We start from the raw sequence: 15,570 nt of genomic DNA, 5'->3' as shown, positions 1-15,570 counted from the left end.
TGTCTTCTGTTTCCGTAGTTACCACTTTTACAGAATACGGTAACAATATTAAGGAAAATCAGGGCTGGTGGTGTCTCGGTGCTCAAGGTATGCTGCGGTCCAGGCGAGTGTGTAGTAGATGACAGTCTGGATGGCAAGGGCCTTGAGTTGGGGGGCAATCATGGCGAGGGTGCAGCCGGCGCTGCTCAGGTTGATGAAAGCATGTGCGGCGAAAGTGGATGGGAAGATATAGGAGAACAGCCTCCAGAAAGCGGGGAAGGCTGTTTCCGGCCATGAGAATCCAGTGAGGAACAGACATACAGGTGACATGAACAGAAATAGTACGAATACGGTTTCGCGGCGGGTGATGAGACTGCTGAAGGTAAGGCTGAATGTGACACAGGCCGCGAGGTAGAAAAGCAGGAATACCAGGATGTCTCCGAAACGGCCATATTGGGGAAGACCGAAGATTCGTGGTACAAGTACTGCTATGTAGATGCTCAGGCCCGTATAGATAAGATAATATGCTGCCCCTCTGCCCAATAGGGTACGGGATATGTCGCGCCCCTTCAGTTCCGGCATAAGCAGGGCGTTACGGTCGTGTTCCCTTTTTGTTCCCGCCAGCATGGAAGAGCCGTAGAACATGGTCTGCTGTATGACAAGCATCAGTGCTGCCGGAATAAAGAAGAACCCGTATGCGAATCCTCTGTTGTATGGGATGTTCTCTTCATAAGGCATTGCCTCTACCAGCTGGATAGCACTCTGGCCGCTTATGCCCATGGCAGAGAAACGTTGTATCTGTATATCGTGCATCTCACTGAGCATTACGTGATTGACTGCCATCAGCAGATTCTTGTAGTAGAGGAAACTGCTCATGTCCGCATAGGTGGAGATACGGGCCTGTCTCCCGCAGGTGACGGCGTCTCCGTAGTCCTCAGGGAAAAGCACGATGCCGTTGATCCTTCTCTCCCGCATGAGTCTGGCGGCCTCCTCCATGTCCGTGCAAGTGTAAGCTATGCTTATCTCTCTGGTTGCGTCCATTTTTCGGATAAACCGTCGGCTTTCGGTACTGTGCGAGAGATCCACGACAGCCACCGGTGTATCGTCCACAGTACCGTTGCTGTAGACTATTCCGTATATCAGCGGATAAGCCAGTCCAGCCAGGAAAAAGATGACCATCACCCCGCTGTCACAGAATATCATGCGCAGCTCATTGGTGAATACGTAGTACCAGTCCCTGCGCCATTGTCTGAGATATCGTATCATGTCAGTTTTTGGGATAATTCAATTTTCTGAAAGCCTTGCCGAGTCTTTTGAGGACAGTAAAAGGCAGAAACAGGAATATCAGCAGATGCACAGCCTCGGGCCACCATGCTGTGAAGCCGGCTCCGAAAACGGCTTCCTGCACATACATCTCATAGTAGTGACGCAGCGGGAATATTGCGGAAAGGCCTCTTACATACGGCGGCATGGCTTCTGCCGGAAAGGTGAATCCTGCCATTGAGAATGCCAGCACACTATATAGTGCAGATATGCTGATGCAGAGTCGCAGTACCGGCAATGTCCCTATGAGGAATATCCCTACGGCTTCGCTGGACAATACCAGCAGTGTGATTACAGCCATCATGTTCAGTATATTGCCGGCGAGCGGATATCCGGCAATTCCGTACAGGACAATGTCGCAGGCCAGTCCCATCAGGGTGAATAGAAGGGTGTACGGCAGCATTTTTCCGGCCAGGGCCCTGACAGTGGAGTTGCCGGCTGTTTTCAGCAGTTGCCTGGATGTTCCGTATTTAAGTTCTGATCCGATGGCATAGACCGTTATCAGGATGACGATCATCTCCATGATGCCGGGAATCAGGATGTTGGCCAGATATACTCCGTAATCGGCAGTCGGATTGCCTATCTGGTGGGTGTCTATGGCTATCGGCTGTATCATGCCGGCCATGGATGTCTCATTCATGCCCTTAGCTGAAAGTATCTCACGCTGTGCCGCTCCGGATGCCAGATTGGCCATGGTGATCAGATCCTTGTAGGCCAGAGAACCTCCCACAAAGTATTGCGCATTGGTATAAATGGTCAACACCGGTTGCCGTCCGGATTGCATCTTTCTGGCGAAATTTTCAGGAATCACGCAGAAAGCATTGATCCGTCCGCATTGCATGGCTTTGCGGGCTTGCTCGTAGTTGCCGAATTCACAGACGCTTACGGCATCGGTTGCGTCGATCTGGCGACGAAGTTCCCTGGACAGGGACGATCCGTCCAGATCCACTACGCCTACAGGCAGTCCATGCGGCATGCCGTTTCTGAAAAAGGTCAGAAAGAATACCATGCAGAAAGCCAGCGTACCTGCCGAGGCCAGCGGATACAGCGGTCTGCGGCGCATCATCTTCAGTTCCCTTCTGACAACGGCCATCATATTCTGTCCTCCACTATCGCTGTCATGCCGGGTCTGAGTCCGTCAATCCTGTTTACAGGTCTGGCCCGGACCTCGAATGTTTTAGCATCGTATGAGCCTGACTCCTTGGTCGCCCGCCATGTGGCGTATGATTCACGGACGCAGATGTAGTAAACCTCCGTATCGTAGATGCGACTGTCTCCGAGAGCCGGTATGCGTACTCTGAGTCTGTCACCGCAGCGCAGGCCGTTGAGCATGTCTTCCCGTATGTTGAAAGTAATCCACATATCACTGAGGTCGGTTACAGTCATAATGGGAGCACCTTGTCCGACCAGTTCTCCCGTCATGGGATAGACAGCCGATACAGTACCGTCCACAGGGGAGGTGAGGTACAGTTCTCCGAGATAGGATTCCACTTCCTCAAGGGCTGCGGCGGCCTGTGAAGACAGAGCCTCCATCGTCGCGCGGTCCTCTTCTCCCGCACCTTTACGCACGAGGTCGTACTGGGCCTTGGCCGCCGCACACACCGCCTTGGCTGCTTTATACTGGGCGGTGGCCTCGTCCCATTTCTGGGCACTTATTACTTTTTCCATGTAAAGCCGCTGCATCCTGTCGAACGTCTTCTTCGCTATCTCTTCTCCGGCAGCGGCCTGTTGCCATATCTGGTATGCAGCTGTTATCTGTTCCTGACGGGCTCCCGAGGCCGTCTTTCGGTTCTGGGCATCAGCCGCACTCTTCATGGACATGGCCTGGGCCAGCTTGGAACGGACTTCCGGGCTGTCTATCACGACGAGCGTATCTCCATGGTGTACTTCCTGTCCCTCACAGGCAAGCAGATGCCCGATGCGGCCGGGAACCTTGCCGGAGATACGGTATTCGGCAGCCTCTGCCTCTCCTTGAATTACTGGAGTCTCCGGTGCGGAGACAATATATCCGGCCACGCCGACCGCTATGACTATGACCAGCAGTGCGGCTATTCCGGCCGACAGATTGTATCGTTTTCTGGATTTGGTATTCATGACATCAGTATTTTTAATTTAAGGGAAGACCCTCGGCTTTCCTAAGAGCCGAGCTGCATATGTTCAATTCTATAGAGGCATCGATATATTCCGTATTGGCCTGAAGCCATGCGGTCTGAGCTGCCGACAGGGCGGTGAAGGCTATTATGCCCTCATTGAACCCTACGGTGGCGGTGCGAAGATTTTCCTCGGCGGCAGAGAGATTTTCCCCGGCCATGCCGACTCTGCGGACAGCTTCGTTCCAACGGTGCCGGAGCTGTGCCGCCTCCATGGCCGCCATCTCCTCCGCTTGTGCCAGTTTCTCCCTCATTATAGCCGCCTCGGCCTTCGCTTTCCGAGTTTTCTGCAGTCTCTCTCCTCCATGGGTTATGGGTATGCGTACACTTACGCCCACGTTGAAAAAGCCTCCGAATGAGTTCTGAAAACTGTGGAACATGTTGGGATTGGTCACCACATAACTTCCTGTCAGTACGACCTGCGGCAGCATATCGGCCCGGACAGCAGCCACTCTCCGGTCACATATGTCAGCGGTAAGACTCAGCATGCGTAGATCCGCTCTGGCAGCCGTTATCTCCTTGTCGGTCCGTTCCGGTACTGGTCCGGAGGTCACTATCGTGTCCGCGTTCTCGTCGGACAGGACGAAATCACTGTCTGTGCCCATGCCACAGAGCCTGGCCAGAAACATCTTGGAAAGGGTCAGGGCGTTGTCGGCCTTCGTGCAGAGTATATCGGCCTCATTGGCCTTGACCTTGACCGACAGCACGTCCGAACCGGTAGCCATACCCTGCGCCTCCAGAAGTGTGACATCCGAGACAGCCTGCTGCAGCAGTTCCGAATAACTCTCGGCCAGTCGTTTCCGGGCTGCCACCGACACTGTCTGCCAGTAAGCCATATCCACACTGAGCAGAGTCTGCTGGAGTCTGTCCTCGTACCCGATGTCCGCAATGTCCACGGCCAGACGGGCCATCCGGTCAGCATTTATTATCTTCCCGCCCATAAAGACCGGCTGCACCACAGTTACTGCTCCGGCAAACACATTTGTCACATCCAGTGTCAGTGCCTTGTCAACCTCCACGCGGAGGTCGTACAGAGGACCTTCTGCGTTCAGAAATTCTGACACACTCTCGGGAAGCAGTGACAGGTCGCGGCTGTTGTACTGATAAGTGCCCGTGGCCGATATCTCCGGGAACCAGTTGGCCAGGGCGCTCTTTCTGTCGTAACCGGCAATCTCCTGTTTTCTGCCTGCTATTGCAAGTTCCTTGTCGGCGGCAATAGCCAGGTCGCGGCACTGCTGCAGGGTCAGCGTCCGCGGCTCTTTTTCCGAGGCCGCTGCCATGCAAAGACTTGCCGGCAGTGCAACGCCTGTAAGCATGATGATACGGTAAATCATTCTCATCTTCAATTTGCAATTTCGTAGTTTTGTGCGGTGGCAATTCAAAGAAAATGCCCAAAAGGAGCCAAAAAGTGCCTGAAAGGGACTGTTTTTTGTCAAAAGGGAGAAAGATGCTATGTTTGCACTATGAATTCAAAAACTGAAGATATGATTGACACTCCTGTTTTCCACACTATAGATATCGCCAGGTTCAGAAGGGCGTTTGCCTCGGCTGACAGCATAGGTATAGGCAATGACTTCTGTATCGTGGACATGAAATACGACAAATGTCTGGAGGTGTTGACGCATCCCTGCCGCCTGAACGCCTATCTGGCTTTTTTCTGCATATCGGGACGGTTACGCCTCAATGTCAACATGACGGAGTTTGAGGTACGGGAAAATACCCTCTTCATCAATATCCCGGGAGATATCATGCATGTGGCGTACATAGAGGAGGGTCAGAAAGACAGGCTGCGATTTGTAGTGGTTGCCGCCTCCAAGGCCTATCTCTCAGGTGTACACGTGGATATAGACAGACTTTTTTCGGAGGGCATGCGTCTGATAGACAATCCCTGTTCGGAACTTATGCCGCAGGAGAAAGAGACGGCGGCTTCCTATCTGGAACTGGCTCACCGCCTGCTGACATCTGCCATGCCGTACAAGCGGGAGTGTATAGGTCAGTTGCTGTCTTCTGTATTCTATTTTGCAGCCGGAATATATTCCCGCAATCGCGGTTCTGCGCATCACTGTCCGGCCGCAGGCACTACGGCCAGGTGCCGGACTGCGTTCGACAGTTTCCTCAAGCTCGTCGCCAGGCACCATACCGTGCACAGGGATATAAGTTTCTATGCGGGGGAGATGTGTATGTCCACCAAATACTTGTCCAAGCTGGTCAAGAAGGCCACTGGCAGGACGGCCGCGGACTGGATAGACTCCTATGTTATCACAGAGGCAAAGAATATGCTTCGCTATTCGGATATGAGCATCAAGGAGATAATTGAGGCACTCCATTTCTCCGACCAGTCATCCTTTACCAAGTTCTTCAGGAAAAGAACCGGTCAGACTCCCCGCCAGTACCGCATCGGACCGCGTTCCGGTACTTCCGCTTAGAAAAATCAGGCGGTTTTATGAAAAATAATGTCAATGTGTTGTTTTTTCACTACTTTTGCGGTGAAATTCAACTATCCATAAAATGAACAAAGAACTGATTACAAGTAAGCTCCTGTTCCGGTTATTGGCAGCAGTTCCGGTGTTATTGTCCGGATGCGCGGAATTTGAGGACTATTCATCCTCGAAGAATGACAGTGAGTATGTAGAGATGGTCTTCACGCAAGACAATGAGGGTACGAAAGCTGAGATTGGAGAAGACGGCAGCGGATCTTTCACAGAAGGAGACAAAGTCGGACTTTATATCTATGGAGAGCAGACAAGACAGGTCATACTGACCATGGAGGACGGGCAATGGACTCCGAAACTGCAGAAAAGTGAGCTTGGCTCGGGTACTGTGCGCCTTTCAGCATACTATCCGGCCAGAGAGGATGTCTCGCCTGAGACAAACCTGCACACGCATCGTGTGGACACCGACCAGACCGGTAACGGGTATGAGGACTCTGACTTGTTGTGGAGCCACCTTGACATAGAGCAGGAAGATATTACCGGGGATGTGATAGAGATGCCCTTTATGCACGGTATGCACCGTCTGTCAATCAATATCTCAAGTGACGAAGGCTCTCTTCCTGATGATCTGACTGTCACTGTGAGGAATATTACGGAAGGCTCATTCGACCTCTCGACAGGAGGTATTGACACTCCTTCCGGTACAATGGAGGACATAACGCCCCGCATATTGTCCGAGGGAAAGTATTCGGCGATTCTTTTCCCCGGGGATCTTGGGGAATATGCCGAAGGATGGGTGGAGATTTCCGCAGGTGGAAAGACATCCGTCTACAAGGCACCGGCAACGATCGGAGAAAGCAGTGTGTTGGAGAGCGGGAAGGAGACCGTACTCAATCTGCGTCTCAAATCCGACGGAGATATCGGAACCGACCCTGACCCTGATCCTGATCCTGACCCGGATATAGACTACGGCGGCAAGACGTGCTGGGTTTACGGGGTCAAGACCGCCAGCCTGCCCGATTATCCAAAAGACAACGAGTCCGTCCCTGAGTACAGTTTCTTGGTGCCTGAAAACTTCCCCAACGGTATATGGTACAAAGTATCCGGCATTGCGTATCTGAACTGGCAGAGCGACTTTTTATGGTATGACTGCGATAAGGACGATCCGGACGATAGTGGATCCCATCCTGGATACCATGACAGCAATATGTGCTGGGCGGCGGGTGCGTCAAATCTGCTGCATTGGTGGACACGGCTCAATGAACCGTATATCGAGGCGTATGATGCAAGGTACAGTTCAAATCCATGGCCGGCATATCCGCGTCCCTCTTTCGGGTTTTCCGATACTGAAGGCAGTGAAATTTTCGACTTTTTCAGAGACATATCCAGAAACAGAGGGGGTTCGGATGCCGTCGGAATTAACTGGTTTATCTGCGGGACTCCGGGAATATCATCTCCGGATCCTGATATTGATGACAATTATGGAGGATATTTCACGGAAATATTCGACAACATAGATGTTGCGTTCAGACCTGAAGACGCCATGAATAAAGAGAGTTTCAACAGGATTATCAAAGGCGCTCTGGAAAATAAGCAGGGGCTGGGTTTCGAACAGTCTAACCTGAACCAAGGGGTTACGCACGTTATGACAATCTGGGGTGTGGAATTTGATGATGAGGGTTATGTGTCCGCCATATATTATGTAGACAATAATGACCATTATAACTTTGAGGTTAGTGGAGGTTCCAATAATTACCAGCGCCACCGCCTGATACGCCAGGAGATTAGATACCGGGAAGATGGACCTTGGAAAGTGCTGATGGGAGATTCCAGCATATATCCCATATCCTGTATAACGGTTGTGGATTTGAAACGGGATATCTGGCAGAAAGAATTTCCCGAAGTTGAGATTAATGAGGATTTTATTCAATAAACGGCAAATTATCATGAGCAAGATAAAATATTACAATACATTCATGGCAGTGGCGGTTGTCCTGTTTGCAATGATGACTGTTTCCTGCGAGAAATCCCCTGTGGACAAAGGCACAGATGAGACTGACAGGATGATAGATATCCGGACATCCATCGAGGCCCTGACCAAATCACCCGCACTTGACGGGAACGGAGAGGGAAATTTCTCCAACGGGGATATCTTTACGCTTGTGGTTTCAGGAAGCGGTTTCCCGAATATAGACACAAGCTACACTGTCGGGACGACTGATCTCTCATGGGCGGATCTCAATCTGCCGGAAGATGCCGGGAACGTATATTTCTCAGGCTGCTATCCTGTCCAGGGGAAGGCAGTGGACGGAATATTGACATTTGTCGTCTCCCCAGCGGAAAAAACCGACCTGTTGCTGGCCGAGGCGGTGCAAGTCGGGAAAAACTCAGAAGATGCAGTGAGTCTGGTATTCAAGCATGCTCTGCACAAACTTGTGGTAAAGTATGTGTCCGATGATTTGACGGATGAGCAGCTGTCTGAGATATCCACATCGGTCAAGGCTCTTTCCTCATGCGGCATAGATCTGGCAAAAGGGGCAATACAGAACGGTACGGCCTCCGGACTGTCAGAGGTGGGAACCATGCATGGCAGTCAGGTATCATGTTTTATAGTTCCTCAGGAAAAAGACAATGTGACGCTTGAAGTAAGTCTCGGTGACATGGTGCGTACACTAAGTGTTCCCGACAATGATCAGGACGGCAGGCCCGTCAGCATGCTTGATGGAGGAAGATGCCTGACAGTTCAAATAAATGTATCCTCCGATAAGATTGAACTAGACGGAGTGCAGATAGAAGGATGGGGGCAGCAGGGCAGTGTTGACGGAGACATCGAGTTATAGTTTGCATTTCGCCTATTTTAACGCACTCGGTTTAATGACCCTGTAGACATTGTGTGGGAAATGCCGAAATGTCTGGATACATACCGGCTGAAATAGGAAAATGACGAGAAGTTCATCCCGGCGGCTATCTCCGACAGAGGCAGTTCCTTTTGGCACAGGAGGTTCGCAATCTCATGCAGGGTGAAGCGGTCTATCCAGTAAGTGACCGGTATGCCGCAGGCTTTCCTGCAAATCTCGGAGAGGTAGTGGAGAGTGACACAGAGGCGGGAGGGAGGTATAGTAGGGGACATCCCTATGCAGGATGTGTATATTGTTGATTCTCAATAGTATAGCACTCTAAAAGGTACAACCAGTAGGCTGGCAAGTATCTGAGAATGTGTAAGTTAGTGATTTTTAGCACCATTCTCGGCTTGTACCTCCATTTTGGAAAGTAAAAGTAAGTGTAATTTCTTGAATATCAAAATGTGCGGTACAAAAACTTGTGAAAAATGCCGTTTTTTGATGAGAAAAGGTACAAAAATGGCTCTGAAACCGAGCGGGACATTATGATTATTTTGCGAAGTATTCAGTCTTCAACCAATAGGCATAAATCGGGTCCTGGAATGAGATTTCACCGGCCTTATTATTCAATATGTCATTCTTGATAAGGGTAGCCTTTGAGCGGGATATTGAGGTCGTTGAAGAGATTTGATAGCGATGCACCACTTCAGTTGAACTGATGGTCTTTTCTCCGGCTATAAGGTTAATATAGTTTAGTTGCTGTGTGGTCAATGTTTCGGTAATTGTTACAAACAATAGACTTATGTGACAGAAATCGCTATTTCTTAAGATTGTATAAGCAGTAATAATTTGAACAGAAAAAGAAGTATTATTTCTTTTATTGTTCAAATTATCACTATATTTGCAGTATGGACAGGCAATTAAATGAAATAGGAACCATTCCAGTAACGACTTCAATCATTGAATCGTTATATCCGGAACTTAAGTCTGCTAATAAGAAAGTAACCTGGCTCGAAAAGCAAGGGATTATCATCAGATTGAAGCGGGGACTTTATGTGATCAACCCCGAATATTCAGGAAAGACTCTATCAAGTGAGTTGATTGCCAATCATCTCTATACACCTTCGTATATTTCAATGTCTACTGCACTACGATATTATGGACTTATCCCCGAGGCTGTATATGTTCATCAATCAATGACTGTAAAACATCCCCGAAGCTTTCAAACTCCAGTCGGCAATTATGACTACAAATATATTTCAAGAAAGGCATTTCCGATAGGAGTAAGGAGTATGAATAAAGGTGACTATGCATTTCTTATTGCATCACCGGAAAAGGCTTTGTGTGATTTGATTGCCAATTCTTCAAAAGTCATTCTTCGTTATATGAAGGATGTAGAGACATATCTTGAGCAGGATATTCGTATGGATATGGATGAGTTCTATAATATGGACGCAACCATATTTGAAGATTATATAAAGGTTGGCAAAAAGGCTGATTCAATTTCAACACTTCTAAAATTCTTAAGACGATGAAAAATGAAATATTCGACAATATGCTCTCCCGTTATGATTTAACAACGGAGCAACATAAGAGAAACGCCATATTTGAAGTGAACCAACAAATGATACTTGCAGGCCTGTATGCTGGGGGTTTCTTTGAATCGGCTGCGTTCTATGGTGGAACTTGTCTGAGAATCTTTCATGGCTTGCAGCGTTTCAGTGAGGACATGGATTTCTCATTGCTTGCGCAAGATGATACCTTCGATTTTACGAAATACTTCCCTGCTATCATTGATGCCTTTGCAATGGTAGGTCGTGAGGTTGAAATAAAGAAAAAAGATAAGAAGAATTTTGGGAAAATCGAATCGGCATTTCTTAAAGATAATACCGATGTGTATGATGTGACTTTCCAAACAGAGAAGTCTATAAAGATAAAGATTGAAGTAGATACATGTCCATCGTTGAACTTCAAGACGGAACAAAAGCTATTGCTCCAACCACATTCATTTATGACTCGTTGTTTCACACTTCCGGACCTGTTTGCAGGCAAGATGCACGCACTGGTCTATCGTGCATGGAAGAATAGAGTCAAAGGTCGTGATTGGTATGACTTTGAATGGTATGTGCGCCATAATGTTCCGCTGGATTTCACTCATTTGGCAGAACGTTGCAAGCAATTCAACAATGAGGATATTACTCTAGAGTTATTCAAGGAGAAGCTCATTGAGCGTCTCTCTACAGCTGATATAAAACAAGTGAAAGAAGATGTATTGCCTTTCATGCGCAATCCAAAGGAACTTGACATCTGGTCAAATGATTATTTCGTACAGTTGGCAGGGATGGTAAGAATGGGATAATCTTGTATTTATGTAATACTTTTAGTGATAAATAAAAACGACAATTATGATTAATTGGCTACATATATCTGATTTACATTTAGGTAGTGAAGGTGCAATAACGAACATGATGCGTGATGAATTGCCTGATTACTTAAAAGGACTAGGGGTAAAATGTGATTATGTGTTCTGTACTGGTGACATTCGAACAGCGAATGTAAGTCCTAACGTATTTACAGATGAAATGGTTGATTATTTGAAATCTATATGCGATGCAGTCCAGACATCGGTGGATAGATTGTATATAGTTGCCGGTAATCATGATGTTAATAGAGATATCGAGGGGCGCCAAGATGCTATAAAAAATGTCCTCTTTAAGGGTGACGGATATTATAACCCCAAAGAAGGTGTTATTAAGCAAGAAGATATGTCGGTTATTATGGCTGGAGAGAAAGATTTTGTTTCTTTTCTTGGCAATATATACAATGAAGACCGACTGAAATTTTATGGTAATCCAGAAATGCCTCATTTTAATATAGAGACAGAACATTTTAATATACTGCATGTCAACACTAATATAGCATACACTACGGGACAAGAAAGTAACGACTTGTATGTTGGTACAAATTTTTTATATAATGCAGTATGTAGGCTTAATACAAATAAGCCTACTATATTGCTTAGTCATTATCCATTTACGTCACTTCTGCAGGGAGAGAAGAAAGTCATCTCTACTATGCTACAACATAATGGAGTTCAACTTTGGCTAGCTGGCCATGAACATGACCATGTTCTGCAGAAAGTTCAATATATCTCCTCTTTACAGGCTGGTGCCCTACGCAATGAACAAGGAGGTGTGCATTCTTCTGTACTTTTAGGACAATACGATCCGACAACTTGTATGTGTTCTGTATATGCACATACATGGTTTGACGAAGGTTGGGCTAAGTATCCTTATGTCGACTTGGAAAATACGCCTAAAGATGTCTTTTCTATAGATTTAAGTCCGAAATTGAAAGGGTCTGTCGTTATTCCGCAAAATATGGAACAAGTGATAGACAATCTTACATTAAACGTAGATGTGGATTTTATTCAAAAGGAACCATTTTCCCCTGCTATTCAAAGTGATCATATCCTAGTACGTACAAACTTGTTGGAGCGTTGCATAAACATATTGAATCAAGGGAAAGTACTTGTAATTTATGGTTCTTTGAAAATAGGAAAATCGACTTTAGCAGCACAAATACATCAGTACAGGCCAAAAACTGCCATATACGATTCTGTTCTGCAGACGGATCTGGAAAATAAGGTAAAAATACTGTTACAGGAAGGAAAGGGAGGTGAAAGTGTGTTGGTAAGCACAGGGGCATTAAATCTGAATATAGCAGGACTTGATGATAGTAGAATTTGTCAGATTGAAGTACCTTTATTAACAGTCGCTGAAACCAATGAACTTGTTAATACTTATGGACCAGAGCAAAACCTGCATATGTTCATTCACGCACAGAGTTGTGGACATCCTGTTCTAGCGCGAACCCTTTGTGAATATTTGAAAGCTAATCATTGGCGATTAGATGAAAAACATTTTTCCAATCTTTTAGCATATAGTTTTGACTATAATCTGAGTAGAACAATGGCTGATTTGATGCGGACATTGTTAGCTGATACGACTGATCGCGCTTTGCTAAATCGTCTGTTGATTGTGAATGGTACTTTCACTGAAGAAGATGCATGCAAATTAGCCGGAATTAATCCAGCTATTGACGAACCAAGAATGCGATTAAATGGATTAGTTCCTACATGGGTAATGCCATTAAATAATTGTTTTAATGCGAATCCACTTATCAGTAAATTATGGAAGCCCGATATGCCAGAACAGACATTCAAAGATGCCAATTTAGTATTAGCAGAAGGTCTTTTGACTAAGAAAAAAGTACTTGGAGAATATGATGTACTGAATTATATCCTATACAGTATAAGAGGTGGTGCGGATGACAATGCTGGAAGAATGTACATCACAACCTTAATGAAATTGGATGATATTGGAGAATTACCACATGGAAGCCTCCTTTGTAAATTATGGATGGATGTTCCCTTACCCGAGGGAATGTCTATTGATATCAAGATAGGAGTACGTTATCTTCAAATTGCACTTATCAAAGATCTGAGTGCAATTCAACGATCATTCTTGATAAAGGATTTAAAAGACAATGTTTCTAAATGTACTGATGCTGAAAAAATACCGTTCTATAGCAGCATGATTACAATGATTTGTTGGATGGAAGGTGACATTGAGGGAGGGTTGTCACATTATCATCGATACCTGAAAAGTAAAGGGGATGACAATAAACTATTAAAGACTATTGGAGATGCAAAACCATTTTTTGATAATAACATTTGGCTTTTCCTTCTGCGTTTGTCTAATGAACAAGATTTCATTAACTGGCTTGATGTATTCAAGGCAGATGATATTGAATACTCACATAACGACCATGTAATTTGCGAGTGTTGTTATCTTGCAATAGAACGACTTTGGAGATATCATTTAGGGGGTAAACCCGTTAATGATCGTGTGGAGATATTATTCAGAATTTTGGCAAAAGCAGAACTTAAGCGCTGTTCAGAACTTGCTATCGCTTGTATTTTTGCAATTATGGAGATTTTTAACTCTGAACACCGTTATGAAGAAGCTCGATCGCTATATGAAAGCAAGTATTCTAAGTATGAGGAATTGCCATTTGCGCAGTTGATTTTGAATGGTTCAATGGGGAATAGCTACTTCCGAGATGTTGCTGAAGTACATGGTCATGCTCTTGACTACTTTAAAAGGTCACTTTCGATTGCAGATACCGAGTTGATTCCCAATATTATGTTGCATGTTAAGCAAATGATGGCATACGTTCTGGCTGAGACTAATATTAATGCGGCAGTAAAAGAACTTGAAGAGGCACTGCAATATGTTTCTGATGTTAAACATCGTATAGATATATACGAATATTATCAGTGTATAGGAGAGTTGTCATATGCATATTGGTGTGCGGGCAATAGACAGAAAGCTGTTGAAAAACTATCAGAATGTGTGCGTTTTGTCACGAATGACCTTCAAGATGGCAAAGAAAAATTTGCCAAGATCTTTATCTGTTTATTAGGGTGTCTAATAATAAAGTATCAGTGTGACTTAGATAACAAACCTATGCCTAAAGATCAAGCGATTCCTCATCATGGAATGTTCACTGAAAATGACTTAAGTTCATTTGATGATCTATATAGCGAAGACCGTATCTATACCTCCAGTTATCAGATGTGTAAGCTGTGTAAAATGGTCGGCTTAAGGAATTTGGCTCGTGAATGGGCGCATAGAACACTGGATGCATGCAAGAAAAGAGGCGAAGTTTGCGAGATTCATTATCTACTCTTCCTGTTATTACCATATTTTATTGAGGATAATGATAAAGATGCCATACTTTTTGTAATTAATCATACATGTGAAGCGCAGCGCATTAGTTATGAGAATCACCCTGAACTGCATAAAGAAAATGCAGACTTTGAGTTTGTTGAGTTTAGTATAGTACCTCTTCTAATGGTGTCGCTTAGTCAGAATCTTCGTGGAGATGATAGTGGTTTGAAACTCATTAAGAAGGTATTGGACAATTATCATCCAGTGAATAATCCTGAAAAATTTGAACTAGTAAAATCTGTGTTTGATAGACCTTCGTATGATAAAGACTATATAGCGGAAATTAATAAGTTGGATATGAATGATAACTATGTTGTTTATATTTGTGCTTATCTGATGACAGCTTATCAGAGTGAGGCGGATTATGCATTCTCACTTCTAATTGCACTTTTGCCTATGTTGGAGAAACAATTGATTCAAATCTTGGGTGAAGATATAAAACCTATTATTAATCATTTTGTGACTGATTTTTGGAAGGCTAAAATTCTAACAGATCCTAACGAATTCAAAGATTACGAGTTCCTTCGAGAAAAGGGGCTTCCACTTATTGAAAAGTATGAAGGAAAAATAAATCAGGCAAATCATACGATGCTTATCGTGAGCAATCATATAAATAAACTAATTAAGCTTAATGGCTTACAGGAGGATTGGATGGATAGGTGATCTTTTTGCTTATCAATATTCCTACACTAGGGACTGTCGTTAAATTCCGTCATTATGAGTCAATCGGCAGACTGTCCCTGTAATTTTTCCGATCGAACTCATCTTTTTATATTTTCGGCTCCGTTTCGGAGCCCCTTTTTTCATTTTTGGACTTAACTGGAGCCAATACTCCAGTGAAAGGGCCGTTTCTCACTCACCTCGAACATCAGGCAGCCTGGGCAATTTCGTTGACTTCCCGCCGGACGAGCTGTACTGCATTCGCCGTGTGGATGCCAAAGATGATTGCATCACTTTAAATGTACCGTCCATGTCACTTTCAAATGTACCGGGCATATCAGAATGAAATGTACCGTCTGTATCACTTTGAAATGTACCGCCTGTAGCGGAA

At 45.5% G+C, this 15,570-nt stretch carries 10 protein-coding genes and 1 pseudogene; 6 read left to right on the top strand and 5 right to left on the bottom strand.

Translation table 11 applies throughout. The annotated features are described in order from the left end of the window. Positions 1-48: 48 nt before the first annotated feature. The 4 genes from B5F83_RS09655 to B5F83_RS09640 are packed head-to-tail and all read right to left on the bottom strand — an operon-like array spanning position 49 to position 4,792. On the bottom strand, positions 49-1,245 hold the full coding sequence (locus tag B5F83_RS09655; protein ID WP_087280328.1) for an ABC transporter permease: 1,197 nt from the start codon (positions 1,243-1,245) through the stop codon (positions 49-51). Between the two features lies 1 nt (position 1,246). Next, positions 1,247-2,398, bottom strand: coding sequence for an ABC transporter permease (locus B5F83_RS09650; RefSeq protein ID WP_087280325.1), 1,152 nt, complete (start codon positions 2,396-2,398; stop codon positions 1,247-1,249). After that, the gene (locus B5F83_RS09645) at positions 2,395-3,396 is read right to left on the bottom strand and encodes an efflux RND transporter periplasmic adaptor subunit (RefSeq protein ID WP_087280322.1); all 1,002 of its coding nucleotides are present in this window, start codon (positions 3,394-3,396) and stop codon (positions 2,395-2,397) included. Before B5F83_RS09645 ends, B5F83_RS09650 begins: the two co-directional genes overlap by 4 nt. A gap of 13 nt (positions 3,397-3,409) precedes the next feature. Continuing rightward, a complete protein-coding gene (locus B5F83_RS09640; protein ID WP_087280319.1) occupies positions 3,410-4,792 on the bottom strand; it encodes a TolC family protein in 1,383 nt (460 codons plus the stop codon). 123 nt (positions 4,793-4,915) lie between these two features. Between B5F83_RS09640 and B5F83_RS09635 the strand changes: the two genes are divergently transcribed. The 3 genes from B5F83_RS09635 to B5F83_RS09625 all read left to right on the top strand — a co-directional run bounded on the left by B5F83_RS09635 (position 4,916) and on the right by B5F83_RS09625 (position 8,724). Further along, positions 4,916-5,878, top strand: coding sequence for an AraC family transcriptional regulator (locus B5F83_RS09635; RefSeq protein WP_087280317.1), 963 nt, complete (start codon positions 4,916-4,918; stop codon positions 5,876-5,878). 82 nt (positions 5,879-5,960) lie between these two features. After that, on the top strand, positions 5,961-7,817 hold the full coding sequence (locus B5F83_RS09630; protein ID WP_087280314.1) for an IdeS/Mac family cysteine endopeptidase: 1,857 nt from the start codon (positions 5,961-5,963) through the stop codon (positions 7,815-7,817). A gap of 13 nt (positions 7,818-7,830) precedes the next feature. After that, complete coding sequence (locus B5F83_RS09625) at positions 7,831-8,724, top strand: fimbrillin family protein (RefSeq protein ID WP_158094210.1); 894 nt, start codon at positions 7,831-7,833, stop codon at positions 8,722-8,724. A 17-nt stretch (positions 8,725-8,741) separates the two neighbouring features. On the opposite strand, the pseudogene B5F83_RS09620 reads toward B5F83_RS09625, so the two are convergent. Further along, positions 8,742-9,030, bottom strand: a pseudogene (locus tag B5F83_RS09620) (helix-turn-helix domain-containing protein); the annotation flags it as partial. Positions 9,031-9,632: 602 nt separating this feature from the next. Between B5F83_RS09620 and B5F83_RS09610 the strand changes: the two are divergent. Genes B5F83_RS09610 through B5F83_RS09600 form a run of 3 tightly spaced genes read left to right on the top strand, consistent with a single transcriptional unit; the run spans position 9,633 to position 15,182 of the window. Next, positions 9,633-10,259, top strand: a complete 627-nt coding sequence (locus B5F83_RS09610) for a hypothetical protein (RefSeq protein WP_087280304.1) — start codon at positions 9,633-9,635, stop codon at positions 10,257-10,259. Then, positions 10,256-11,083 (top strand): nucleotidyl transferase AbiEii/AbiGii toxin family protein, encoded by an 828-nt coding sequence (locus tag B5F83_RS09605; protein WP_087280301.1) that lies wholly within the window; start codon positions 10,256-10,258, stop codon positions 11,081-11,083. The genes B5F83_RS09610 and B5F83_RS09605 overlap by 4 nt, the downstream gene beginning before the upstream one ends. 46 nt (positions 11,084-11,129) lie before the next feature. Beyond that, on the top strand, positions 11,130-15,182 hold the full coding sequence (locus B5F83_RS09600) for a metallophosphoesterase (protein WP_087280298.1): 4,053 nt from the start codon (positions 11,130-11,132) through the stop codon (positions 15,180-15,182). Positions 15,183-15,570 lie beyond the last annotated feature (388 nt).

Origin of the sequence: Muribaculum sp. An289, assembly GCF_002159555.1 — a bacterium.
Lineage (GTDB): Bacteria > Bacteroidota > Bacteroidia > Bacteroidales > UBA932 > Merdivivens > Merdivivens faecigallinarum.
This window is presented reverse-complemented; position numbering and strand designations above follow the sequence as displayed.